Origin of the sequence: Shewanella sp. S23-S33 (assembly GCF_043359565.1) — a bacterium.
GTDB classification, from domain to species: Bacteria; Pseudomonadota; Gammaproteobacteria; order Enterobacterales; family Shewanellaceae; genus Shewanella; species Shewanella oncorhynchi.
The window spans coordinates 59,753-84,064 of record NZ_JBHFFD010000023.1 but is presented as its reverse complement, the minus strand read 5'-3'; the positions used below and the strand labels follow the sequence as shown (position 1 = coordinate 84,064).

Annotated in this window: 20 protein-coding genes; 8 read left to right on the top strand and 12 right to left on the bottom strand. The window is 45.0% G+C overall.

What is annotated here, in order from left to right:
* Positions 1 to 18: 18 nt before the first annotated feature.
* From ACHA99_RS07345 to brnQ, 7 genes are all read right to left on the bottom strand, one after another.
* A complete protein-coding gene (locus ACHA99_RS07345) occupies positions 19 to 198 on the bottom strand; it encodes a hypothetical protein (RefSeq protein ID WP_263265638.1) in 180 nt (59 codons plus the stop codon).
* A gap of 59 nt (positions 199 to 257) precedes the next feature.
* Positions 258 to 689, bottom strand: coding sequence for a GNAT family N-acetyltransferase (locus ACHA99_RS07340; RefSeq protein WP_263265637.1), 432 nt, complete (start codon positions 687 to 689; stop codon positions 258 to 260).
* Positions 690 to 722: 33 nt separating this feature from the next.
* Positions 723 to 1,052, bottom strand: a complete 330-nt coding sequence (locus ACHA99_RS07335) for a hypothetical protein (RefSeq protein ID WP_219234420.1) — start codon at positions 1,050 to 1,052, stop codon at positions 723 to 725.
* Between the two features lie 17 nt (positions 1,053 to 1,069).
* Positions 1,070 to 2,794, bottom strand: a complete 1,725-nt coding sequence (gene recJ, locus ACHA99_RS07330) for a single-stranded-DNA-specific exonuclease RecJ (RefSeq protein ID WP_393941934.1) — start codon at positions 2,792 to 2,794, stop codon at positions 1,070 to 1,072.
* A 94-nt stretch (positions 2,795 to 2,888) separates the two neighbouring features.
* The gene (gene dsbC, locus ACHA99_RS07325) at positions 2,889 to 3,614 is read right to left on the bottom strand and encodes a bifunctional protein-disulfide isomerase/oxidoreductase DsbC (protein ID WP_105250085.1); all 726 of its coding nucleotides are present in this window, start codon (positions 3,612 to 3,614) and stop codon (positions 2,889 to 2,891) included.
* Positions 3,615 to 3,754: 140 nt separating this feature from the next.
* Positions 3,755 to 4,657: a site-specific tyrosine recombinase XerD gene (gene xerD, locus ACHA99_RS07320; RefSeq protein WP_105250086.1), complete on the bottom strand. Its 903-nt coding sequence runs from the start codon at positions 4,655 to 4,657 to the stop codon at positions 3,755 to 3,757.
* A gap of 120 nt (positions 4,658 to 4,777) precedes the next feature.
* A complete protein-coding gene (brnQ, locus tag ACHA99_RS07315) occupies positions 4,778 to 6,190 on the bottom strand; it encodes a branched-chain amino acid transport system II carrier protein (protein ID WP_263172496.1) in 1,413 nt (470 codons plus the stop codon).
* 528 nt (positions 6,191 to 6,718) lie between these two features.
* Here brnQ and ACHA99_RS07310 point away from each other — a divergent pair.
* From ACHA99_RS07310 to ACHA99_RS07285, 6 genes are all read left to right on the top strand, one after another.
* Positions 6,719 to 7,435: a tRNA1(Val) (adenine(37)-N6)-methyltransferase gene (locus ACHA99_RS07310; protein WP_393941931.1), complete on the top strand. Its 717-nt coding sequence runs from the start codon at positions 6,719 to 6,721 to the stop codon at positions 7,433 to 7,435.
* 236 nt (positions 7,436 to 7,671) lie between these two features.
* The gene (gene srmB / locus ACHA99_RS07305) at positions 7,672 to 8,931 is read left to right on the top strand and encodes an ATP-dependent RNA helicase SrmB (RefSeq protein ID WP_105250089.1); all 1,260 of its coding nucleotides are present in this window, start codon (positions 7,672 to 7,674) and stop codon (positions 8,929 to 8,931) included.
* A gap of 362 nt (positions 8,932 to 9,293) precedes the next feature.
* Positions 9,294 to 10,505 carry an efflux RND transporter periplasmic adaptor subunit gene (locus ACHA99_RS07300; RefSeq protein WP_393941928.1) on the top strand — a complete coding sequence of 404 codons (1,212 nt, stop codon included), beginning with the start codon at positions 9,294 to 9,296 and terminating at the stop codon, positions 10,503 to 10,505.
* Positions 10,505 to 13,696, top strand: a complete 3,192-nt coding sequence (locus ACHA99_RS07295) for an efflux RND transporter permease subunit (RefSeq protein WP_393941926.1) — start codon at positions 10,505 to 10,507, stop codon at positions 13,694 to 13,696. Before ACHA99_RS07300 ends, ACHA99_RS07295 begins: the two co-directional genes overlap by 1 nt.
* 228 nt (positions 13,697 to 13,924) lie before the next feature.
* Positions 13,925 to 14,632: a TatD family nuclease-associated radical SAM protein gene (locus ACHA99_RS07290; protein WP_263163790.1), complete on the top strand. Its 708-nt coding sequence runs from the start codon at positions 13,925 to 13,927 to the stop codon at positions 14,630 to 14,632.
* Positions 14,633 to 14,822: 190 nt separating this feature from the next.
* Positions 14,823 to 17,060, top strand: a complete 2,238-nt coding sequence (locus ACHA99_RS07285; protein ID WP_338256073.1) for a PAS domain-containing protein — start codon at positions 14,823 to 14,825, stop codon at positions 17,058 to 17,060.
* On the opposite strand, the gene ACHA99_RS07280 is transcribed toward ACHA99_RS07285, so the two are convergent.
* The 3 genes from ACHA99_RS07280 to ACHA99_RS07270 form a co-directional block, all read right to left on the bottom strand.
* The gene (locus ACHA99_RS07280) at positions 17,041 to 18,444 is read right to left on the bottom strand and encodes a hypothetical protein (protein ID WP_028761621.1); all 1,404 of its coding nucleotides are present in this window, start codon (positions 18,442 to 18,444) and stop codon (positions 17,041 to 17,043) included. The genes ACHA99_RS07285 and ACHA99_RS07280 overlap by 20 nt on opposite strands.
* Before the next feature lie 95 nt (positions 18,445 to 18,539).
* On the bottom strand, positions 18,540 to 19,094 hold the full coding sequence (locus ACHA99_RS07275; RefSeq protein WP_113939813.1) for a hypothetical protein: 555 nt from the start codon (positions 19,092 to 19,094) through the stop codon (positions 18,540 to 18,542).
* On the bottom strand, positions 19,087 to 19,836 hold the full coding sequence (locus tag ACHA99_RS07270; RefSeq protein ID WP_393941923.1) for a transcriptional regulator: 750 nt from the start codon (positions 19,834 to 19,836) through the stop codon (positions 19,087 to 19,089). Before ACHA99_RS07270 ends, ACHA99_RS07275 begins: the two co-directional genes overlap by 8 nt.
* A 429-nt stretch (positions 19,837 to 20,265) precedes the next feature.
* On the opposite strand from ACHA99_RS07270, the gene ACHA99_RS07265 reads away from it, so the two are divergent.
* Both ACHA99_RS07265 and ACHA99_RS07260 read left to right on the top strand, forming a co-directional pair.
* On the top strand, positions 20,266 to 21,087 hold the full coding sequence (locus ACHA99_RS07265) for a cytochrome C (protein ID WP_168824862.1): 822 nt from the start codon (positions 20,266 to 20,268) through the stop codon (positions 21,085 to 21,087).
* 10 nt (positions 21,088 to 21,097) lie between these two features.
* A complete protein-coding gene (locus ACHA99_RS07260; RefSeq protein ID WP_219234424.1) occupies positions 21,098 to 21,616 on the top strand; it encodes a hypothetical protein in 519 nt (172 codons plus the stop codon).
* A gap of 193 nt (positions 21,617 to 21,809) precedes the next feature.
* Here the strand turns inward: ACHA99_RS07260 and nhaD are convergent, their stop codons facing one another.
* Positions 21,810 to 23,279: a sodium:proton antiporter NhaD gene (nhaD, locus tag ACHA99_RS07255; RefSeq protein WP_173246601.1), complete on the bottom strand. Its 1,470-nt coding sequence runs from the start codon at positions 23,277 to 23,279 to the stop codon at positions 21,810 to 21,812.
* A gap of 231 nt (positions 23,280 to 23,510) precedes the next feature.
* Positions 23,511 to 24,248, bottom strand: coding sequence for a YdiY family protein (locus ACHA99_RS07250; protein ID WP_028761626.1), 738 nt, complete (start codon positions 24,246 to 24,248; stop codon positions 23,511 to 23,513).
* Between the last annotated feature and the right edge of the window lie 64 nt (positions 24,249 to 24,312).

Genomic DNA, 24,312 nt, shown 5'->3' with positions numbered 1-24,312 from the left:
TTTTAATAGGGTTTACTTCTAATATTTTGATTTTATCGACCGCTTTAAACTATGGTCTAAACTGGCAAATACGAAGGTTGAAAACAACAAGATTAAGCAAAGTAGTCTCACCCAAGGCACTTGTCCCTCGAGTAACCAATTCAAAAAAGCGGAGGAAACCATAAAACTGGCAAAATAGGCATAATGTAGTTTTGTCATCTGAATTTCCTTATCTTAATCATGACGATGTCAACGAGGATAATCTCAACAATCCTTTTCTAAAGGTAGGCATTCTCAAGCCGAATTTGCATCAGGGTTTCAGGATGATCCACGGTACCAAAACCAAACTGCGCGTAGAGTCCATGGGCATCGCGGGTGGCTAACATTATCCGTCTTAAACCTTGTAATTCAGGATGTTCAAGAATCGCTGTTATCATCAACTTGCTTAAACCTAAGCCGCGGTGCGACTCAAGTACAAACACATCGGCAAGATAGGCAAAAGTGGCTTTATCTGTGATTAAGCGGCCAAAAGCCACTTGTTGATTGTCCTTATCAAATACCCCAAAACACAGGCTATTGGCTAACGCTTTTTGTAGCAGCGCCTTTGGCATGCCCTGCGCCCAATAGCTATTACTAATAAAGCCATGGATAACCTCAAGATTCATTTCAGCCTGATCTGTACTGACTCTGTATCCTGTTTCCTGCTGCATTTCCTTTCTCCGAAATTTTCCGTTAACGTCAGTTCAGGTGTTATTGGCACTCATAAATATCATAAATGCCATCGCCAATAACACCACTTTAGCTAACGAATACAAAGCCCCCGCTAAAGTGCCACCGCCATGATAACTAAAGGCTAAGTGGCGATTGATTTCATACTTAAAGGATTTAGCTAAATAACGGTAAGTGAGAAAGTAAAACAAGGAGGCTGCGGGCCAAATCCCCATAAGTAGCATTTGCCCCTGAGCCTTAGTAGTGAGTAAGGTTGAGATAAACGGAATGCTTAAGCAGACAACATATATCCAAGCAAAACGCTTAAGTAGCTGGCGGATTTTTTTATCGGATAATGATTTCAACTTAACTCCTTGTCATCTTACATAGCTTCGATTTGCTCAACCATAAGTTGCAGCGAAAAATTGCCGCGATACTCATTCACATCGAGTTTATACACAACACGAGCATGATTAATCGTCGCATCTGGCCAAGTGTGCAAATCCACATTAAAGGCAATGGCATCGAGCATCACAGTGCCGCATTGGGTTTCGAGTACGAGCTTAAGGTGGCGCTCACCGACAAGACGTTGTTGCACTATCGTAAAGTAACCATCGAATAACGGCTCTTCGAAAGCTTGTCCCCAAGGCCCTGCATTGCGCAGTAACTGAGCCATTTCAAGATTCAACTCTGCGGGAGTGAGTTCGCCATCGGACCAAAGCTCGCCCGTTAACAACTCAGGTTTAAGCTGCTCACGCACCGCATCATCATAGGCTTTAGCAAATATCGCAAAACTGCCCGCTTTGAGCGATAAACCCGCCGCCATTGCATGACCACCAAATTTGATAATCAGTCCCGGATGGCGAGTGTTCACTAACTCCAATAAGTCGCGCATATGCAAGCCTTTGATTGAACGCGCCGAGCCTTTAATTTCACCATTGCCCGCATCGGCAAAGGCAATCACGGGTCTATGGTATTTGTCTTTAATGCGCGAGGCCAAAATCCCGATCACGCCCTGATGCCAATCCTCTTGAAATAAGGCAATCCCCCAAGGCAACTCGGCTTCGTTAAGCTTTAAGTGCTCTAGGCTTTTTAAGGCTTCCTGCTGCATGCCGACTTCCAGCTCACGGCGTTCTTGATTCAATCCGTCAAGCTCTGCCGCCATGCGCCGTGCATACATCATGTCTTCGCAGAGTAAGGTTTCAACCCCAAGTGCCATTTCATCCAACCGGCCTGCGGCATTCAGTCTTGGGCCCACGGCAAAACCAAAGTCAGATGCGACAATGCGCGCCGGATTTCGCTTCGCCACTTCAAGCAACGCAGTAATCCCCACACGGCAACGCCCAGCTCGCACGCGCTGCAAACCTGCTTCAACCAAAATACGATTATTGGCATCGAGTGACACCACATCGGCAACGGTGCCAAGGGCAACGATATCGAGTAGTGTGCCTAGATTAGGCTCAGCAATACCGCGCGTTTGATACCAGTTTCGCGTTCGCAGTTCAGCCCTTAATGCCGTCATCAAATAAAAGGCCACGCCGACACCCGCTATCGATTTGCTGGCAAATGGACAGCCCGGTTGGTTAGGGTTCACTATCGCATCGGCAGCGGGTAACTCATGTCCGGGTAAATGATGGTCGGTAATCACCACTTGCATACCAAAGGCTTTGGCCGCCGCAACACCGTCAATTGATGAAATGCCATTATCAACTGTGATGAGTAGCTCAGCCTGTTTGGAGGCCGCAACTGCAACAATTTCAGGGCTTAAGCCGTAGCCGTAATCGAAGCGATTGGGGATCAAATAATCCACTTTCACCGCGCCCATCATCCGCAGCGCCAACATACACACACTGGTTGAGGTCGCGCCGTCTGCGTCAAAGTCACCCACGATCAAAATCGACTTATTCGCCTGCATTGCATCGGCGATAAGCACCGCGGCTTCGGGCAACCCTTTCATGGTTTCAGGTCTTAATAGACCCTTAAGGACAAGCTCGCATTCGTGGGTTAGCGCACCACGGCGGGCGTAAAGCTGCTTCAATAGCGGCGAAAGATGAGCGGGTAAATGGCTATCATCAACGGTTGGGCGACGGACTATCTTATGGATCAAGGGACTCAAACTCTCATGAAATCGTGGCAATAAGATAACAAAAAGGTGAGCCTTAAGCTCACCTTTCGTGGGATAAATTTTACATTTTAGGCTGTTACTGACGAGCCTCTAAGGTGCGTAATAAGTCTTCAGGCGGTTGATAACCAGGGATCATATTGCCATCTTCTAATACGATTGCAGGCGTACCATTGACACCAAAGGTTGTGCCTAAAGCATATTGCTCGGCAATTTTAGCATCACATGTTGCCGCGGCAACTTTGCTGCCCGCTTTAGCATCAGTCATGGCTTTTAATGGATCTTTAGCACACCAGATAGCTTGCATCTCATCGGCATTAGCTGACGGCACACCCGCGCGCGGGAAGGCTAAGTAACGCACTGTAATACCAAGTTTATTGTAGTCAGACATTTGGCTATGCAATTTACGGCAATAACCACAGCTAACATCGGTAAATACAGTGACCACGTGTTTTTCGTTTTTCGCTTTATAGACAAGCATATTCTCTTCAAGCGGCTTCATCATTTCTAAACGCGGACCCGCTAATGCGGCTTCGGTTAAGTTTTTCATGCCCTTATCGATATCATACACACTACCGTGGAATAGTTTTGAACCATCACGGCTAATATAGAGCACGCCGCGGTTGGTCATGGCTTGATACAGGCCCTCAATTGGTGAGTCCTGCATAGAAATGACTTCAACATCTAACATCTCACCGAGTTTTTGCTTAATCGCAGCGGTATCGGGAGACGTCGCAGTTGCAGCGCTGGCAAGTGGTGCAACTAGGAGGGCAAAAACTAAGGATAATGCTGGGGTCAACTTCATGGGACATCCTATAAATTGTGTCACTACAACGAGATATTGGGGCCGTTCTAACTCGAGATATTCAATAGACCCTGTATAGGGGCAAAAAGTTACAGACAAGCCGCGCGGAAAGCAAATTTATGCTGTAACTAAATCCTTTTTTAGCCTCTAGGATGATGCTGTTGATGCAATTCCTGCAATCTTGCCCGTGCGACATGGGTATAAATCTGTGTCGTCGATAAGTCGCTGTGACCTAATAACAGTTGGACAACCCGCAGATCGGCACCGTGATTGAGCAAATGAGTGGCAAAAGCATGGCGTAAAGTGTGCGGTGATAATGCAGTTTCAATCCCCGCACGCAGAGCATAAAGTTTAATCCGATGCCAAAAAGTTTGCCGCGTCATCATCTGCCCGCGTTTCGACGGAAATACCACATCAGATTGTTTATTACCGAGCAACTCTTGGCGAGCAAATTTCATGTAGCCCTCCACTTCGGTAATAGCCAATTCCCCCAGCGGCACAAGACGCTCTTTGCCACCCTTGCCCACAATACGTACTAAGCCTTGGCGCAAACTCATTTGTTCCATGGTCAAGCCGACAAGTTCACTCACCCTGAGGCCAGTTGCATACAAAAGCTCTAGCATTGCCTTGTCACGGCATTCTACGGCATCATCCACATTGGGCTCAGACAGTAAACGGTCAACCTGCGACTCACTCAGAGAATCCGGCAAATGACGCGTTAACTTAGGCGACTCGACTAAGGCCATAGGATCGGCTGAAATTTGCTTAGTCTGCACCAAATAAGTATAGAAACGCCGTAAGCTGCTGAGCAGCCGAGCGCTACTGGTACGCGCAAAATTCTGCTCAACTCTAAAGGCCAGATATGCCCTAACATCGGCCTGAGAAACCGCAAGTAACGTCACGCCTTGCTGACCTTGATAACGATCAAAATGGCGTAGATCGGTACGATAGGCCGATAGCGTGTTATCACTCAGTCCCTTGCTTGACCAAAGATCATCAAGAAAAGCATCGATAAGTGGATCTGGCATATAGGTTTTAGGCACAAATACTCCATAAAAAAACGGCGTAATCAAATGATACGCCGTTGATATTAATTTAAATATGTCTAAGCCTGCATAAGCTTAACTGAGTTAAGCATAAAGACGAGAACTAGAATGCAAAGCCTAGGCTGCAGCCGTTTGACCACGGCCACGACCGAATACTAAACACAGTGCAATCGTCGCAATGGTCGGCAATAACCAAGCCATACCTTCTTCATAGAGTGGCAGCTTAGATAACACTGGAGACATAACATTCACTATATGGATAAAAACCTGTGCTAAGCCATTCATGGCTTGACCATCAGCGTCAGTCAAACTTTTCGCTGCCACTTTAAGACCATCGAAGATGCCGAAAAACAGTGCCACGCTCAGTACTGCACGATGTGCAAACTGTGGATTCGCAAAATAAGCGGTCAGGAAAGTCACAACCACAAGAGCAATAGCCACAGGATAAATCGTCATTAATACGGGAATACTAATAGCAATCAACTGACTTAGGCCCACGTTCGCAATCACAGCGCATATCAAGCTTAAAAAGACCACGAGGAAACGGTAAGACAGTTTAGGCATCAGCTCATTAAAGAACTCAGAACACGCACTCACTAGCCCAACCGCAGTGGTCAAACAAGCTAAAGTCACGACTGATGACAACAAGACTGAGCCTAGTTCACCAAACTCGCGGGTCACGTAATTTGTTAATATTTCGCCACCATTTTTAGTGCCGATAGCGATATCGCCAGCGGTTGCACCTAAAAAGAACAAGGACACATACACAAAAGTTAAACCAGCGGCGGCAATAAAGGCTGCACGGATTAGATACTTAGTTTGATCACTGGGTTGGTCAATGCCCTTTTTACGCAGGATATCAATAATCAACATACCAAACATCAAGGATGCTAACGTATCCATAGTGTTATAGCCTTCCAAAATACCTTTGGTCAGCGGATGCTGTTGGTAATCCCCCACTGCTTGGCCCACTTCGGATGCAGGTAAAAACAGCACTGAAACGGCTAATCCGACCAACAAAATCAATAAAATAGGCGTTAATACTTTACCTACGCTATCGAGCAACTTACCAGGGAAAAGCGCCAGCAACATAGTGACAGCGAAGAAACCTAATGTGTATAGCAGTTGCGTCAGGTTTAATTCCAAACTGCCCAGCAAAAACGTTGCCGTAGTGTCATCGATAAATGGCTTAGCGCCAATCTCGTAAGCCACTAATCCCGTACGCGGCGCAGCAAAAGCAGGGCCGATAATAATGTAAATCGCGACGGCCAATGTCGTTGCTGCAAATACTGGCAGCATAGCCATAACCTTACCTTGAGCCTTAGCGACAGCAATCAGTCCAACTAAAGGTAAACCTACGGCGGTAATCAAAAAACCCAACATGGCGAGGGGCATATTTTCGCCCGCTAACATACCCGCGAATGGTGGAAAAATTAGGTTTCCCGCACCTAAAAAGAACGCAAAGGTCATAAAACCTAAGCCTAATGTATCTCCGATACTCATCTGATTGTCTTGCACTGGAAGCCCCATCTTGTCTTATTGTTTTTTTACAAACTTAAGTGATTATGTGTCGATTAGCCATAGCTAAAACAAAGCCCATCCGGAGTGCAAATCTATGTTTACACAATTCCGTGGTAAATATGTTCGATATCTGCCGAGTTTATAAACGATGGCGAACGTTTATGTAGCCTAACTGACGACTAATTCACCAACAAACTCGTTTACCTATCCGTTAATCTTAAAAGTGATTAAAAATGGGGGCGAAACTAATACCAGACTTAAAGCATCAATACAAGACAACAAGTCCGTTCAGGCAAAAAAAGCTAAATAATGCTAATTAACTGCTAATAAAAGGTTTCTAAGGCAATAAATTAAAGCGTTAATTAAGTGAAATTAGTATTACCACGTAAAATAGTAAATGATTTGGCGACACAAATTCATACAGCTAGGACAGATGCGACTGTTTAAAAACATTAGCTAAAAACGAGGGCTAGAATTAGAATATTGCGCGCCCAATATTGGGCCTAAATCACTTTAGAACGGCAAAATTAACTCCCCATGGCATTCACTTTTAAACAATTTCATATCGATGACATGAATTGCGGCATGGCCGTAGGCACAGACAGCGTCGTCCTTGGGGCATGGGCACAACTGACCACCGCGAAATCAATCTTAGATATAGGCGCAGGCAGCGGCTTACTCAGTTTAATGGCAGCTCAGCGCAGTCAAGCACATATCACCAGTGTCGAATTAGACACCAATGCCGCCCATGCTTGCCAACATAACTTCCACAATAGTCCTTGGGCTAATCGACTGACCTTAGTTAATTGCAGCATCCAAGACTTTTGCCAACAAACTGAGTATCAAGGGTATTTTGAACACATAATTTGTAATCCCCCCTATTTTGAGCAAGGCACACAAGCGATACAATCCCAGCGCGCTATGGCCCGCCACACAGATAGCTTAAGCTTTACCGCACTACTCGATGCCATTCATGTGTGCCTAGCACCGCAAGGAAAGGCAAGTCTCATATTACCAATGCAGAGTATGGCCCGTTTCGACGAAATATTAACGCACTCTCAGCTCAATTTGATTGAAATAACCAACCTTATCAGCATTGTAGGGAAAAGCGCTAATCGAGTACTCTGCGTACTCGCCCACAAGACTCATCCACAAATGGCTCCAAAGCTCAGTGATATCACTATTCGTGAACGTTCTGGCCAATACACACAAACCATGGTGCAATTGATCCGAGATTTTTACCTTAAATACTGATATCGAGTCCAATCCTGACACGTTAAGTAAAGCTAGCTAAGTTTGGCAAATTTAACGAAAGCTCCAATTTCCCACAAATTAAATGCTAATACATTGACCTAAAAGTAATTAACTTATGCCAATTACCATAAAACTTTACTGACACAGAAGATAAACACAGGAGATCTAGATAAGTTATTTAAGTTAACCGCCATAACCTTTATAATGCTTCGCTATTATCCGTCGAGACGCTGCGCATGCAATTTGAAGATTTCCAGCTTGACCCTAGCTTATTAGAGTCGCTTAATGCCATGGGGCATCATTCACCCACTACGATTCAGCAAGAAACGATTCCTTACGCCCTAGAGCAAAGAGATATTCTTGCGCGCGCCCCGACAGGAACAGGTAAAACAGCGAGCTTTTTACTGCCATCGCTACAACATTTGATCGACTTCCCCCGTCGTTTTGCTGGACAAGCAAGAGTGCTAATCCTCACGCCAACCCGTGAGTTAGCCAGCCAAATCCACCGTTATGCGAGTCACCTAGCCACAGGCCAAGGTTTAGATATTGCTATAGTTACTGGTGGCGTTCCTTATGGACCACAGGAAGAAGCCTTAGCAGGCAACGTCGATATTCTGGTCGCGACCCCAGGCCGCCTGATGGAATATTTAGACAAAGGCAATTTCAACGCACAAGAAGTCGATATCTTAATTATCGACGAAGCCGATCGCATGTTAGACATGGGCTTCTCTTCTGTGGTGCAAGCCATTGCTATTGAGGCCCAAGGCCGCAAACAGAACATGCTGTTTTCTGCCACCTTAGAAGGCGGCGGTGTACAACGTTTTGCCCGTGAAGTGTTAAACGACCCGATTGAAATCGATGTTGAAGCCCCTCGCAGTGAAAAAGCCAAGATCCACCAATGGATCCACTTAGCCGATGATAAAGAGCATAAATTTGCGCTGTTGTGTCATCTGCTACGCCAAGAGGATGTCAAACGGACTATCGTATTTGTGAAAACCCGCGACATCGTTTCTAGCCTAGAAGGCCAGTTACTTAAAGTCGGTATTCCCTGCGCCTTTATGCGTGGCGATATGGAACAGAAGAAACGCTTCCAAGCCTTGAGTCGCTTTACTAAAGGTGAAGTCAATGTCTTGTTGGCGACCGATGTGGCTGCACGCGGTATCGATATCGACGATATCACTCATGTGATCAACTTCGATATGCCACGTTCTGCCGACACTTATATCCACCGCATTGGCCGTACTGGCCGCGCTGGCGCAAAAGGTACCGCGATTTCGCTTGCCGAAGCCCACGACATGCGTATCGTTGGTAAAATCGAGCGTTATATCGAGCAACCGTTGAAACGCCGCGTGATCGAAGAGCTGCGTCCAAAGAATAAAGAAGCGCGCACACCGGGTAAGAAAAAAGCCAAAGTGAAAGCGAAAGAAGCTGCGAAGAAAACGAGCAAGAAAGAAGCGGCAAAGAAAGCGAGTAAAATCGCCCGTAAGAAAAAGTAACACCCGCTTAAACTTACCAAACTAAAGCCGCTATATGCGGCTTTTTTATTACCAAAATATAACTTACGTGGGTGATGTTACTAAAAATATCCTGCTATGTTTAATTATATAGAATGAAATGCGGCGGATTTAGAGCAGTTAACCCCAATACGTATTCATTCTTATTTCAATATATTCCAATTACCTAACTGAACCTTTCATCACCTTTCTGCTCTAATTTTCGCCCAAATATCGATGCATGATGCGCATATCTGTCGCGGCATCACTTTTAGAAACATTTAATTTACAAAAATAAATTTATTGGCGTGGCCGACTCTGCTACTTTAACCCCATTACGCGATTAGCATGGATTTAACCATTATATGATGAAGACCCTACTGAGGAGACTGTCTCCTTTTCTTATTCTGCTGCTGTTTGTCTTTGGCGCAGCCTTATTAATACAAACGAAGGAGGCGCCAGAACAAAAACCTGAAGAGATGCCTATTCCTATCGTTGATGTCACGCAAGTGACTCAGCAAACAGTATCGCTAAACTTACCTTCCTACGGCGTGGTTACCCCAAAGTATAAAACCCAACTCGTGACCGAAGTTCAAGGCAGAATGCTCACTATTTCCCCTCATTTTGTTGCAGGTGGCATAGTCAAGAAAGGCGATCAATTAGCGCAAATCGAGCCCTCAGATTACGAGGCTGACTTAATGCAAGCCGAAGCGACGCTAGCCCAAGCCACCGCCGCACTGAACGAAGAAATAGCCCGTGGTGAAGTCGCTAAAATCGAATTCAAAGGCTACGACAAGGGCTTGCCCCCTGAGTTAGGTCTACGTATCCCGCAACTCAAAAAAGAACAAGCTAACGTAAAATATGCGCAGGCAGCACTGGCGCGCGCCCAACGTAACCTTGAGCGCACGGTTATTCGCGCGCCCTTTGATGGCATAATCAAAGTTAGAAATGTCGATTTAGGTCAATACGTTAGCTTAGGCACTAATCTAGGTGAGCTCTATGACACTAGCGTTGCCGAAATCCGCTTACCCATTTCTAATGATGATTTAGCCTATCTAGAGTCTGTCGATAATCCCGATACCCAAGTCACGCTTAGCGCCTCTTTGGCTGGCAAAGAAAATACTTGGGAAGGCAATATTATCCGCAGTGAAGGTGTTATCGATGCCGAAAATCGCATGGTGTATTTAGTCGCAGAAATCAAAGATCCCTATCTGCGCGCGAATAAAGTGCCAGGTAGCTTACCAATTAAATACGGCAGCTTCGTCAATGCAGTCATCAAGGGTCGCACAGTCGATGGCATAGTTAAATTGCCCCGCCATGTGGTTCGTAACGACCAAGTCGCCCTAGTCAACGACAAAAATATCATTGAAATGCGCCAAGTAAATGTGGTTCGTAGTGATTTAGAAAATGTGTTCATCAAAGACAGTCTAAAAACGGGCGAACGCGTCGCTACGACCCACTTCAACAGTATGGCAAATGGACAAATGGTCAAAATATTAGGCGAAGCGGCATTACCCACTGAGACACCAAAAGAAAATACTCCTGAATCGAGTCTTGCGGCCGCTGGAGTCAAATAATGGACACTCAAAAAGGGATCTTAGCTTGGTTCGCCCGCAACAGTGTAGCCGCGAACTTATTAATGTGTGTTCTGCTCATCGGCGGCCTGTTCAGCAGTATTTTGATTAATAAAGAGGTTTTTCCTTCTTTCGAACTCAATTTATTAAATATTTCCGTCGCCTATCCAGGTGCGGCGCCACAGGAAATCGAAGAAGGCATCAACATCAAGATTGAAGAAGCCATCCAAGATATCAACGGCATCAAGAAAGTGACTTCTGTGGCTAGCGAAGGCGTTGGCTCGATTACCGTTGAAGTTGAAGACGGTTACGAAGTGCAGACCATTCTCGATGAAGCCAAACTGCGGTTAGATGCAATTTCAACCTTCCCAGTGAACATCGAAAAACCGAATATCTCTCAAATCAAACCTGAGAATAACGTCATTTGGGTTTCTGTTTATGGCGATATGACACTCCACGATATGAAAGAATTGGCTAAATCGGTTCGTGACGATTTAACCCAACTCCCCGCTGTAACCCGTGCGAAAGTCACAGGGGTGCGCGATTATGAAATCGGTATTGAAGTTTCTGAGAATAAGTTACGAGAGTACGGCTTGACCTTCTCACAAGTCGCATTAGCAGTGCAAAACTCCTCCTTAGACTTACCAGGTGGCTCTATTCGTGCTCAAGATGGCGATATTCTATTGCGCACCAAAGGCCAAGCCTACACGGGCGATGACTTTGCCAATATAGTCGTCACAACTCGCGCAGACGGTAGCCGTGTGATGCTGCCACAAGTGGCGACCATCAAAGATGATTTTGAAGAACGTTTGGAATATACCCGCTTTAACGGCAAACCCGCTGCGATTATTGAAGTCACCAGCATTGATGATCAAAACGCCTTAGACATTGCAGACCAAGTTAAACAGTACGTAGAGCAGCGCCGCGCCACACTGCCAGCTAACGCTCAACTCGATACTTGGGGTGATATGACCCACTATCTCCAGGGCCGCTTAGACATGATGATGTCGAACATGTTTTACGGTGCCTTGTTGGTGTTTATCATCTTAGCCATGTTCCTCGATCTGAAGTTAGCATTTTGGGTCATGATGGGGATACCCGTGTGTTTCCTCGGCACTATGTTGGTCATGCCGCTCGAACCTTTCTCCATGACGATCAACATGTTGACCCTATTCGCCTTTATCTTAGTGCTCGGAATAGTGGTGGATGATGCCATTGTCATCGGTGAGAGTGCCTACACAGAGGTCGAACGCCACGGTCACTCGGTTGAGAACGTGATCCGTGGCGCGCAAAAAGTGGCGATGCCCGCGACCTTCGGGGTCTTAACCACAATTGCAGCCTTTATTCCCATGTTAATGGTTTCTGGCCCTATGGGGATTATCTGGAAATCCATCGGTATGGTGGTCATCCTCTGTTTAGCCTTCTCACTGGTAGAGTCTAAATTCATTCTGCCAGCGCATTTAGCGCACATGAAGTTTAAAAAACCTGGCGCACCAAAGGGATTCTTTGGCCACCTAAAAGCCAATTTTAACGACAGAGTGCAATACTTTATTCACCACAGTTATCGCAACTTCCTCGAGCGCTGTATCAAACACAGATACAACGTGGTCGCGGCCTTTATCGGTGTATTAATTCTGTCTATTGCCTTAGTCGCCAGTGGCAAAGTGCGCTGGGTATTTTTCCCAGACATTCCCTCAGACTTTATTCAAGTTGAACTTGAGATGGATGAAGGCAGCTCCGAAGGAAACACCTTAAAAGTAGTACAGAGCATAGAAGAAGCCCTGTACAAGATGAACGAAAAAATGGAGAAAGATAACGGTTATCAAGTGGTGAAGCACAGCTTTATCAATATGAGCTCCCGTACCTCTGCCTTTATTTTTGCCGAACTGACGAAAGGGGAAGACCGTGAAGTCGATGGCGTGACGATTGCTGCCGCGTGGCGTGAACAATTGCCTGAGCTTTTGTCGGTTAAAAAACTCAGCTTTAACGCGAGCACCAACGATGCCGGCGGCGATATTTCCTTCAGATTGACCTCGAGTGACCTCGATGAGCTGTCCGCAGCCTCTAAAGAGTTGAAGCAAAAACTCGCCAGCTATGAAGGCGTGTACGATATTGCCGACAACTTTTCATCGGGCAGCCATGAAATTCGCCTAAAAATACGCCCAGAAGCAGAAGCCCTTGGCCTCACGCTTTCCGATTTAGCTCGCCAAGTACGTTATGGTTTCTACGGTTACGAAGCCCAACGGATTTTGCGTAATAAAGAAGAAATCAAGGTAATGGTGCGCTACCCATTAGAGCAACGTCGTACTGTGGGTTATCTTGAAAATATGCTGATCCGCACGCCAACGGGCACTTCGGTTCCCTTCTCGACCGTGGCACAAATTGAAAAAGGTGAATCCTACGCCTCAATTACCCGTGTTGACGGCAAGCGAGCGATTACCATCACGGCAAATGCCAACAAAAACATCGTTGAACCTTCAAAAGTAGTGCAAGAAATCCAAAAAGATTACCTGTCACAATTGCAGGCTAAGTACCCTAAAATCCAAACTGCACTGGACGGTGGCAGTTTGGATGAACAGAATGCCATGGTCGGTTTAATGCAAGGCTTCTTCTTCGCACTGTTCACCATTTATGCCCTAATGGCAATCCCACTTAAATCCTACAGTCAGCCGTTAATCATCATGTCTGTGATCCCCTTCGGGATTATCGGCGCTCTGTTTGGTCACTTGATTCAGGGACTCGCGATGAGCGTGTTAAGTCTCTGCGGCATAGTGGCATTAGCGGGAGTGGTAGTGAACGACTCCTTGATTTTGGTGGACTTTGTGAACCGTGCGCGGGAGCAAGGGCAATCGGTCAGGCAGGCGGCGGTCGATTCAGGCTGTTATCGTTTTAGGGCGATCATCCTGACGTCACTCACCACCTTCGTCGGCTTAGTACCTATTATTCTCGAGCGTAGTTTGCAGGCGCAAATAGTGATCCCTATGGCGACATCCCTCGCCTTCGGCATCCTGTTCTCGACCCTTGTGACGCTAATTTTAGTGCCCTTGCTGTACATCATACTCGACGACATTAAGCGCACTAGCAGCCGCTTCTTCCATTGGTGGTGGCAGCCTAAAAAAGACCATGAAGTGGACTTTACACCTGAGCATTTAGAGCCGCCGGTCCCCACTGACTATAAAAAAGACTATCTATAGGAAGTTAACTAGAAGCAGTTAATCAATGTCTTGAACCTTAAAAAGAGAGCTTAGGCTCTCTTTTTAATCCTCTGTGCGAGTCAATAACCTCTTAATCATCTATGTCATTTTGAGTCTGCTACGAGTGGCTTGAGCTTTCAAGTTGCGATCTAGTTGACAGTTATCGCATCAGGCTTTCGCTACACTGTGTTTAAGTCGTCAGCTATCGTTAAAATGAAACCCATCATTATGTCTGAGCATCTGCACAAGCAAAATATTGATAAACCACAAGTTGTCACCACAGAAACCCTAGCGAACGGTCACATAACAGATGAAGTTTGCACAAATGAAACCTGTGCGACTGAAACGCTTGTCTATGATATTCGTCGCAGTCGCTACCTTAATATTACGGGTCGCTGCACCCTGCGCTGCGCGTTTTGTCCAAAACATAATGGCAGTAAACAGATCCACGAATATCAACTGGCACTGTGTCACCAACCTAAGCCCGAAGAAATTATTCCACTGCTTGGCGATGTTAAAGACTTCGAAGAATATGTGTTTTGTGGCTATGGCGAACCGACCTTAAATCTTCCAACTTTGCTTGAGGTGGCGAAAGAAATTAAACAAAGAGGCGGGCGAGTACGCATTAATACCGATGGTTTAGGTAATTTAGTCCATAGGCGCAATATTTTGCCAGAACTGGCCAACTGCGTTGATAGTTTATCCATTTCCCTCAATGCGGATAATGAAGCCGCCTATATGGAACATTGTCGCCCCAAACTCGCCGGTTCCTATGCCGCCGTACATGCCTTCATCGCATTAGCGCCACACTATATTGAAACGGTACAAGTTTCAGCCATCGAAGGATTAGCGGGTGTTGATATCGACATCTGTCGTGAACAAGTTGAGTCCTACGGCTGCGAATTCAAGCATCGCATATTAGGCGCCTTAGGCTAAACGGCATTCTAATACAGCCAAAATCGACTGAAATACCCAAGCAGATAACACTGTCGATTACGTGAGTGGTACATGTGTGAATCGTCTTAACTTTTACTCAAGAAATCTTGCTGAGTAACTTGGCACTGTCGTAACAATTCTTTCGTGTTAACATAGCGAAATTAACAGTTCACCCACTCATAATCGGTTCATGCTGAAGAATAACCCAAGCACGTATCCCGCTGCGCCACTGCTCTCTTTAACCCAAGGGATCTATTGGTCGCATCAACGCTTACTCGCTATTGCAAGCCAGCTTTCTATGCTGGTGATTGGCATGATTATTTTAACTCACTTAATCATTACGTTAGGTGAACGACGCCTGCAAGAAGAGTGGGCAACGCAAAGATACAGTGAACTGCAAACCATAGGCTCATTGATCGCAGATAAAGTGTCTTTTCAGCAATTTCGAACCCAAATTTTCGCCAATGGGGAACTGCTAAAACAATACTTAAGCAATCCTACCGCCAAGCAACAACTTAAATTGCAGGAAAACTGGCAAGATCTAGTAAAACATATTCCTGAGTTACTCGGCATTGCACTGTACGATCCCCAAGGTAACTATAAATTCTCAACTCCCCCTAATTTCAATAAAGATGCCTTACCACCGACCTTACTTGGAGCGAGTCGGAGCATGGGTGGCAAGGAGGTCTATACCTCGCCCCTGGAATTTGTTCCGATAGACGGCATGCTTGAACCTTATATGTATCAAATGGCGTGGCTCGAGAAGCCCGATCAGAGTTCTATCGGTTATCTGGTGACATACAACTCTATGGTAAAAATGCTGGAGGCCATAAAACCAGCCTTTTCGAGCAATAAGTCCCCTATGTTAGTGCTAGATACTCAAGGATTACTCTATGCTGGCGCGAGCGATCTCGCCCCTCTAAGCAATATGCCAGAGACCTTAGGAGCAAGTTTAAGACAGAGCTATCCGGCCCTGTGGCGCGATATGTCCATGAGCAACTTTGGGCAATTCCACGGTGAAGAAGCCACTTTTGTTTACCTTAAAATCGAACTCACAGCCCAACCTGAGACCCACAGAGAATATTTTTTACTCTCCTATGTGCGCAACTCAGACATAGCTGCTCGTTTCTCACAATGGCAAAACATTGTCATTGTGGCATCGTTAATATTAACGGTTTTAGCCGCTTGGGTTGTACTACTCAGCCACATGTATCGCTTACAACAGCGTTCACGCCAATACAGTATTGATGTTGCTAATGGCTTATTTAATAGTGACATCGGCTTTATGATGGTCAACGAAAATGCCAGAGTCATCAGCGCCAATACTAAAGCGGCACAAGCGACCTTAGTACCATTAGATGAACTGACAGACCGAAGCCTACAGCGTACCTTATGCCTCGATGATAAAACCTACACGGAGTTAATGGAGCAGGTACATAAAACCGGTCAATGGTCTGGTGAAATCAGTCTAGAGAGTATCGATGGCCCTACTTTACGCGTTCATATCCGCCAAGCACCAAGGGCGAGCCGAGGCTCACCACATCTATTAATCACCCTTGAGGACATCAGTGAGTTAATCAGCAGCAAACAAAATGCTTTTCTCAGTGAGCTTTTATGCGATAACACAGTCGCGACAGCCCTCACAGATGCTAACGGTAAACTGATTAAAATCAATCCTGTATTCGATGCGTTAATGCAACTCAATGGCGATTTAAATCAAGATTTAGCGTCATTACTCGCGAATGATTTAGGCAATCAATGGCAGAGGATCAGCGCCCAAATTGCCATGCAAGGTCAGTGGCAAGGGCAAATTCTATGCTCACCTAAACAGGCGCATTCCAATTGTTTGCAAGCCACATTGAAGGGCCATGTGGCTGCCGATGGTGAGATTGATTATATCGTCTGCACTTTAGAGCAAGCCGCCGAGCGTGGCCGAGGCACAGAGAAGCGTAACCTTGTACCCCATCGCAGTACTATTCTGCTGAATTTGGCAGATTTAGAACGTTACTTTAACTCTCTGCCGCCACCAAGCCGTCTCAGTTCAAGCTTACTGTTAATGGATATCAATCCAGAGGGCATGCTAAGCCACATGAGTGATATCGACCAACTGGCAAATCGTCAGCAAGAAATAGAAGTGCAATTATTGCTTGAAATTCCAGCTAATTATCAAATTCTGCATTGGCAGCTAGGGAAGCTCATTGTGATGTTACCTGACACAGACGCCACCCATGCGCACAACTTTGCCCTCAATATGATGGAAAAGCTCAATGGTAATGGCTTAGGGGAAGGTATTAGTATTGGTATTGCGGGTTATCAAGAAGGCCAGACATTAGAGCAATATTTGAATAATGCCGAAGTCGCCCTAAAACGGGCGAAGCAAAATAACGATCAGAATATCGGTCAAGCCTTTACTCGTCATCAATCGTAGATTCGGGTGCATTAACTGAGTCAGGCAACTGACTCTGGGTAATTTCTATGATTGCCGAGCGGTTCATGGTGATTTTATAGCGGATATACTGCGGGGCTTCGCGCCCATCACGCAACACTAAAATCAGGTTGACTTGATAGCGCCGCTCAACCGATTCATAACTAATTTTGCCTTCAACTTCCTTATAAATCTTCGCTTTACCCCGTTCTAAATAACGGGCAAAAGGCACTAAGCTAAAGCTCACTTGCTCTTGAATAGTCGAATATCCCGCTTGGAATTCACTCTGATTCACCTTAGTGGCGATTTTATAGTGCAGAATTTCCGCATCGACCTTATTTTGGCTATGTCTGTGCTTTAGAATGTCACTGACTTTTTCGGGTAGATCTTGCTGACGCATAAACTCAAGCCATACCAACTGCTTAGCGATAACCGCCTGACTCGTAGTATCCCGTAAAATGCGGCTCCAACGTGGTCGACCCCGCTGAATAAATCGCCACATGGCATTGCGCACATCGTCCTTAAAGATTTCCCTGAAACCGTAGATCACAGCCAAAGTCAGCACTAGCGCAATAGTAAAACCACTAAAGGCGCCCTGCGCTTGAATTATCAACGCAGACACCACCAACATCACTAACGCGGTTGCCAGTCCTGTCGTAAACTTTTTAAGGCCAATCCCTAAAGGCTTTAACTCTTCTTTGAGTACCACCCCTTGTTGAATTAAACGGCGCAATAACAACATCTTATTAGAGATACGGTTAGGATCTTGCTTAGTTTGCGCTGAGTTGTACTTATGCTCATCACGATAGGCACATTCATTACGGCAGAGCGTGAGTACCCGCTCTAAAATATCGTTGAAATCACTGGTACGAGTGGCATAAGCGAGCACTTTGAGTAACTGCTGCTCACAAAACCAAGACAAGTAGTTATCAGCATTTTCAAAGTAAGATTTCCATTTGGGATCACCTGGTTCGTTACGACGAAACTTTTTCAGCAACTGGGCAATTTGTTCGCGTAATTCGTCGAGGGCAAAATAAAAATGGGTTACATCTGTGATTTGATTGAGTTCTTTAACATCGTTTTCAACCGCAACCGCAAACTGATAGGCGAAGAGATTTAGGTACAACCTGAACTCTTCAACAGTACGGCGATTTAAACTGGCAAAACGCCCCTGCACCAGAGGTAAGTGCAAGCCTTCTGAATAGTATGAGCGACGTCCAACTATTGAGCTATAGTAGTACTCTTCTTCATTGAGCGTGCGCGAGCCTATGCCCATTTCCTTAGGTAAAAAGAAATAGAGATCAAGCTGACGATTATCGCCCTTTTCCATCTGATGGCTGAACTTAATCGACAGGGATTCTTCTTGCTTTACACGTATCTTAGACACAACACCCTTTTCATGAATCCCTCACTGGAGACTCACCACAGTAATCACAAATCAATGAGCACTAATCTTAACTGAAATAAACTCAAATTCACTGATTAAATTCGACTATTTACGATTCTGCATCCACAAATGGTATTGCTAGGCTGAAAAAGGACCACGGCATAATCTTTGGTGTCATCCATATCTAACACTTCGATACTGAGATTGTGCATTTCCGAGTCATTAAAATGTAAGCTGCTGATATAGGATAGATATTTCATATGTTCTGGCCAATTTTTTTGCTTTTCAATTTCAGATTCCGTTTTCGTTTTAACGGTAACTTTATAGGTCATGCTATTGGCCTCAATACTGTCGACTTTGCCTTGCATTAAAATATTGCCCGCACTCGTACCGTCAATATTAAAGTAACGATAATTGATCTGCGTATTGTCAGCGGCAATCAAAACATCCACGAGTAGGTAAAATTTACCGTCACTGCTAACACTCGAGCTGCCGCTAGGATTGGCACTAGAATGGCGGTCGAATAATTCAGAGCTGCAATTTAAAATCATCGTCTGATTGGTAGCCGACTGTTTGTATATCACACCGCAGGCCATAATCAATGCCGACAAGATAACAATATTAATCGTCCACTTTAGCCATTTAGCCACAGATGTTAACCTCCTGCAGCCAAGCAGCATCGATGAAGGTTTTCGGTCGAGTGAAATCACTGATTTTAATATTACGGATCACTGACTGACCGAGTTTTTCGCCTCGAAAAGTAATATTAAGCACTTGTTTATCATGGGACAAAGAAGCATAGACATCAGCCCAATCACTTTGACCGCAGGCGATTAATCCTGCACTTAAGCGCTCACCTAACTCGAAGAGTAAAGTGTTATTAGTATTGGAATCAGCAAATAAGTGTAATCGTACTTGCTGGCCAGAAGCCAAAGGTAATATTGAGGTCATAAGTGCTTGGGTTGGCTTGCTGTGATCCGTATGATTCAAATAAAACACCGAAAACGCTAACATAAACCCGAATAACACTAAGGCACTCCACAAAGGCACTGTGTGCAATCTGAGGTAATTAACACCTCTAAACTCAGTCCCATTAGATGGTTGGAGTAAATAACCTTGGCCTTTCACGGTTTCAATCAAGCCCTCATATTGAGGTCCAAGAAAGCTGCGAAGCATAAAAACAGCACGGGCCACAGAGGTATCAGTTAGCGGCGGATGCTTTCCATCCCCCGTCTTCAGCATGTGCTTAGAAACCAACTTACCTTGATGCTCAACAAGCAAATTAAGCACTTGTAACTCGGCTCGAGGAAGATGCCAAGATTCATCGCGAGACAACTCAATCAGCATGCCTCGTTCCCGATCAAACCTGCAGTCTCCCAATTGCATCAACATCCACTCAACTCCATAAAAACACAAAGTTAAGTCTATGCAAACTAACTAATGATTAATGTGATCTTGCTAACCCAAGTCAGCAAATAGTTAATTTTCGTGAGACGCCCCCCAAGTTCAGCGCTATTAGGCAAAAACATGCGTTAACTCACAGGAATAAATGCCATTTAGCACATGGGAAATTCGGCATAAATTTACATAAATATAACAAATATCGGGACAATGAGCACCTTGCAATCTGTTTAGTTAATTAAAATGCAGAATTTAAGTCGGTTAATTCTATTTTAGTGACGCTATTTACCGCTCATGTAAAAGGCAAATATCCTCCGGCATAAATCACAATATTTATCTCAAGCATGCTTAGAATTTACGCCATCAATTTATCTTTAGCATTTGATAAATAGAAGTAATCCTACATAGAGGAAATACATAATGAGCATAAATAGACGTCAAGCATTAACCCGTATTATTGGTATTAGCACCGCTGCGGCAGGTGCAACACTCATGGGAACATCGGTTCTCGCGGCAACGAATGCCGATGGTCAATATCAATTAGCGATAGGAGAGAAACTTAAATACGTTCCACTTGATGCAATGGCAACAGCAAAACTGGCCTATGAAACGGGTGGTGGTTGTATGCACCAAGTTTTTCATGCCGTTGTGACTATGCTAGCCCAATCTAATAGTGCCGATGCAGACAAGTTCAAAACAATTCCAACGGCATTAGCCGCCTATGGTTTTGCAGGGGTAACGGGTCAAGGCACACTCTGCGGTAATCTTAATGCGATAGGCATGTTAGTGAATATTTTAGATGACATTAATGGTCACAATAACGCCGTGATAGCTAATACCTTCCGCTACTACGAAAATACAACGCTCCCTTTATCTTCACCTGAATTTGTTACTGGTATTGGCTCGACAGCAGAAAAAACGGCTCTTGTGGGCAGTTCATCAAAAGCCAAGAGCGTGTTATGTCACTCATCTATCAGTAACTGGTCAAAGGCTTCTGGCTTACCATTCGCGAAAAAAGGTGAACGCTGCTACCGCTTATCCGCGTCTATGGCTTATTACTTAGTCGATGTATTGAATCGTGCCTATCAAGGGGAGAATATCGGCGCCCTTGTTGGTAGTAAGCCAACACCAGATGCGCAAGATTGCCAAACTTGTCACGGTAGCACTAGCACACTAGGCTCAGCGGCAAGTGTAAAAACAGACATGGAATGCACCACTTGCCATACAGGGCATTTCAATTAAGGAGACTGTGATGAAATACCCATTACTCACATTGACCCTCGCAACATTAATGCTCGTAGGATGTGGCAGTGACAGCAATAACACTGAGCCTGAAACTCCGCAGCCACCTCCCGTCGAAAATGCAATAAACATTGATGAAGCAACGCAGATAAATCTCAAGCTTGAGCAATTTGACTCGAGTACAGGGACAATTCAATTTTCACTGACGGATGCGCAACAAGAGGCGATCACTGCGGCTAAAACCTATGATATTTACTATTTTGGGTTCCCCGACAAAGCCAAGGAATCCTCGAATCCGAAGGCATGGAAACACTGGCATGTTACCCAAAATTATCGTTGCCAAAGTCTTGGAGAATGCAGCGGTAAATTAACCGAAGTCACAAGCGGTCAATATCAATTTGAGATAGCAGGCTTAGATTGGGCTCAGCAGGATCCAAGTGGTTCAGTGGCACAAATTAAAGTCGCGATTCAGATCTACGGTGCAAAAGCCAATAACGAGCTGGATTTAATCCAAGTTCTACCGCAATAATCCTTCCCATGACATATCCAAACAAATAGAGGCATCCATCGGATGCCTCTATTTTATTCATTGATATCTAGACGTTATGCGATTGAATTTTGTTAGATCGATGTTGTTCGCTAAATAATTCGCGATATTATCCGCTACAAAACGACTCACAAACGTCAATACAGCCCAAATGATGAATGCTCAGTACTTTTATTTAGAACATCGCGGCATTGAGCCACATATGTACTAAAATGCTCGCGATATAACCCAGCGCAATGACAGGTGTCCAACGCAAATGGGCACCAAAGGTGTAAATCCCCCTAGCTTGTCCCATTAACGCGACCCCTGCAGCACTGCCAATTGACAATAAACTGCCCCCAACTCCTGCGGTTAACGTTACCAGTAACCATTGGCCTAAGGCCATCTCAGGGTTCATCGTCAACACAGCAAACATCACCGGAATATTATCAACAACCGAAGACAACAGACCGATAGCCACGTTGGCATAGGTCGTATCCCAATTGGAATACAAAGCCTCAGATACTAAGCTCAAGTACCCCATAAAGCCAAGGCCACCCACACATAGCACTACACCATAAAAGAACAACAGGGTATCCCATTCAGCGCGGGAGATCCTGCTAAACACATCGAAGGGCACCACACTACCAAGCTGCTGAAGACGCTGCTCGTCCTGACGCAATTCAGCCTTTGCACGTTCGCGGGCAACGGAACGATTGAAGGTTTTACGCAGATAAAAACCAAAGAATTGTAAGAAACCTAATCCCGTCATCATACCCAATACAGGCGGCATACCTAAGAAGGAATGAGCACACACTGCCGTAGCGATTGTGAGTAAAAACAACGCAACAATTCGCTTAGCACCCGGCTTAGTATAAACATGCTCTTTTTCTGGCTCTGGCACGAAATGTGGAATAAACACACTCATAATGGCAGCGGGTAATGCAAAGTTCACTAAAGCTGGAATAAACAGATGGAAGAAATCGCTAAAGTGCACTAATCCTTTTTGCCACACCATTAAGGTCGTGATATCACCAAACGGGCTAAACGCGCCACCCGCATTAGCCGCAACAACAATGTTGATACAGGCTAGGGTGATAAACTTGCGTTGCCCTGCCCCCACCTTCATCACCACGGCACACATCAATAGCGCAGTCGTTAAATTATCTGCCACGGGTGAGATAAAGAACGCCATAAACCCCGTCAACCAAAATACGGTTCTTAGACTAAACCCACGGCCGACAAGCCAACCACGAATGGCATCAAACAAATTTCGCTCTTCCATAGCATTGATATAAGTCATCGCCACGAGTAAGAAGAGTAGAAGCTCAGCATATTCAAGCAAGTTATGTTTGAATGCCGCTTCCGACACTTCAGACATACCATTTTGTACATACACAAAACCTATCATGCCCCAGATAATCCCTGCCGCGACCAGCACAGGTTTCGACTTGCGTAAATGTAACGACTCCTCAGCCATCACCATTATGTATGCAAGCACAAACACAAAGACGGCAACATAACCCACACTCGATGCGGTTAAATTAAGCCGTTCTATCCCTTCTGTCATAGCCCATGCTGCAGGTGAGAATCCGCTCAATATTGCAACGCAGAATAGACTCCATAACGCCATTCCACTGCCTTTAAACAACCGCTGTAATTTCATTAAAGTTCATCTCTACGTAGGAAATTAGTCGAAAATTACCATAGCTTCGGCATAGTAAATGTTGATAAAACGCAACTTTCTATGCATTACCCTATAACCAAAGGCATTTAAAACATTAATTTTTGTATAACTACAGCGATAACTAATAAAGAAACATTTAACTTAGTCTAAAAAGAGTCAATAAAAAAGCACCTCAAAGGTGCTTTTTAGTTTCTAATCAGCGTCACTGCATTAGAAGGAATATAACAAGGTCATATTGGTTTCTGTATCTGTACTTTTCTTATTGTCCAACGGCTCGCTGTTGTAACGCACAATAATGGCAAACTTCATTGCTAATGCGCCGATAATATTCGCCGTTAACGAAGTTTCAGAACGGGCATCGAGCTTATCACCGTAATCGGCAACGAAACGTTGTTGGAATTTAGAAGTGTCAGTGATTTCGGTTTCAAAGTTGATCACGCCGTGAGCGACGACGCTGTCATTGGTGTCATGGCCTTCGATAAGTGCTTGCTCTGTATCAAGACGCTGATAGATATAACCTGGACCGACTTCGACATCTAAAAAGGTCTTACTAGTATCATAAAATCTATAACCATAACCCGCTGCGCCAGATAGCGTGTAATCATAACCTGTGAACGGATCAACTTCATAATTACCGTTAGCAAACAAGTAGCTACGATCTGTCATCTTGTAGTTACCTTGTGCGCCCGCTAAATAGCGTTTCGCGGTAACAGAACCTGTATCCTCTTTATATAAACCTTCGAGTAAGTACTGATTCTCCCAATCGCCAAGCTCATGCTTAAGATTTAAACGTCCTTTGAATGATGAGGTTTCAGTGTTACCTGTGGTTAAGGTTGCACCAAGCTCAGCTTCACCTGCGAATGTCTCATCGCCTTTTACAAAATCGGCCCCAGCTGTCGCCATAAAAGGTGCCGTCATTAATAGTGCTGCGGTCAGTACTTTCTTCATGTTTATCCGTTCCTGTTCCGTTAAATCCAATCCCTATAAATATCTGTTCGTCCCAGCGATGCTG